This is a genomic window from Paracoccus beibuensis, assembly GCF_026162625.1.
GTDB lineage: Bacteria > Pseudomonadota > Alphaproteobacteria > Rhodobacterales > Rhodobacteraceae > Paracoccus > Paracoccus beibuensis.
On record NZ_JAOTBD010000085.1, the window covers coordinates 1 to 2,097 of the forward strand.

The 2,097-nt window shown below is 66.3% G+C and carries 2 protein-coding genes; both read left to right on the plus strand.

What is annotated here, in order from left to right:
- Positions 1 to 1,059, plus strand: a 1,059-nt coding sequence (locus OC159_RS19850; RefSeq protein ID WP_407674166.1) for a tartrate dehydrogenase, incomplete at its 5' end; no start/stop codon positions are given.
- Between the two features lie 19 nt (positions 1,060 to 1,078).
- A partial coding sequence (locus tag OC159_RS19855; RefSeq protein ID WP_265502954.1) for a tartrate dehydrogenase occupies positions 1,079 to 2,097 on the plus strand: 1,019 nt, incomplete at its 3' end.

Here is a 2,097-nt window from a genome sequence, read left to right on the forward strand (position 1 = left end):
CACGCAAGGATCGCCGTCATCCCGGGCGACGGGATCGGCAAGGAGGTCATGCCCGAGGGCATCCGCGTCCTCGAGGCCGCTGCCGGCCGCTATGGGCTGAACCTTCGCTTCGACGACTTCGATTTCTCGTCCTGCGACTATTACGCGAAGCACGGGCAGATGATGCCCGACGACTGGAAGGACCGGATCGGCGGCCATGACGCGCTGTTCTTCGGCGCGGTCGGCATGCCGGACCAGGTGCCGGACCACATCTCGCTCTGGGGCTCCCTGATCCAGTTCCGGCGAGAGTTCGACCAGTATGTCAGCCTGCGCCCGGCCCGCCTGATGCCGGGCGTGACATCGCCGTTGGCAGGACGCAAGCCGGGCGACATCGACATGATGATCGTGCGCGAGAATACCGAGGGCGAATATTCCTCGATCGGCGGCAGGATGTTCCCCGGCACCGATCGGGAAATCGTCATGCAGGAGACCGTCATGTCGCGCGTCGGGGTGGACCGCATCCTGCGCTTCGCCTTCGATCTGGCGGAAAAGCGGGGCGGCAAGCTGACCTCGGCCACCAAGTCGAACGGCATTTCCATCACCATGCCCTATTGGGACGAGCGTGTGGCCGAAATGGCCAAGACCTATCCCGGCGTTGCGGTCGACAAGTATCACATCGACATCCTGACGGCGCTGTTCGTGCTGCATCCGGACAGGTTCGACGTGGTCGTGGCCTCGAACCTGTTCGGCGATATCCTGTCTGACCTTGGACCGGCATGCACTGGCACGATCGGCATCGCCCCGTCGGGCAACATCAACCCCGAGCGCCTCTTCCCGTCGCTGTTCGAGCCGGTGCACGGCTCGGCCCCCGACATCGCGGGCCAGGGGATCGCCAACCCCGTGGGCCAGATCTGGGCGGGGGCCATGATGCTTGAACACCTGGGGCACGCCGAAGCCGCCGCCGGCATCGTCGCCGCCATCGAGCGGGTGCTGGCCGAGCCGGCCTTGCGCACGCGCGATCTGGGCGGAGCCGCGGATACCGTGACCTGCGGCAAGGCCATCGCCGACGCACTGACATGACTTCAGGAAGAGATTTCGCATGAAGACCTACAAGATCGCCGCAATTCCCGCCGACGGCATCGGCCCCGAAGTCATCGCCGCCGGCCTGCAGGCGCTGGACGCGCTGGCGCGGCGCGACGGCGGCTTTGCCTTCGACGTGACCGAGTTCGACTGGAGTTCGGAGCGCTACAAGAAGACCGGCGCCCTGATGCCCGAGGACGGGCCCGAGCAGCTCAAGGCCTTCGACGCGATCTTCTTCGGTGCCGTCGGCGCGCCGGACGTGCCCGACCACATCACCCTGTGGGGGCTGCGACTGCCGATCTGCCAAGGCTTTGACCAGTATGCCAACGTGCGGCCCACGAAGATCCTGCCGGGCATCCAGTCGCCCTTGGCCAATGTCGGACCGGGCGATCTGGACTGGGTCATCGTGCGCGAGAACTCCGAGGGGGAATATTCCGGTCACGGCGGCCGCGCCCACAAGGGTCTGCCCGAGGAGGTCGGGACCGAGGTGGCGATCTTCACCCGCGTCGGCGTCACGCGGATCATGCGCTATGCCTTCAAGCTGGCGCAGTCCCGCCCGCGCAAGCTGCTGACGGTGGTGACCAAGTCGAACGCGCAGCGGTTCGGCATGGTGATGTGGGACGAGATCGCGGCCGAGGTCTCGACCGAGTTTCCCGACGTGGCTTGGGACAAGATGCTGGTCGACGCAATGACCGTGCGGATGGTCAAGAACCCGCAGAGCCTCGACACCATCGTCGCCACCAACCTGCATGCCGATATCCTCTCGGATCTGGCGGGGGCGCTGGCGGGCAGCCTAGGCGTGGCTCCCACGGGCAACATCGACCCCGAGCGGCGGTATCCCTCGATGTTCGAGCCCATCCACGGGTCGGCCTTCGACATCACCGGAAAGGGGATCGCCAACCCGGTCGCGACCTTCTGGACGGCGGCGCAGATGCTGGAGCATCTGGGAGAGCAGGCTGCCGCCGATCGGCTGATGCGGGCGGTCGAGAAGGTCTGTGCCGATGGCGTCCTGACACCAGACGTCGGCGGAAGCGCCAA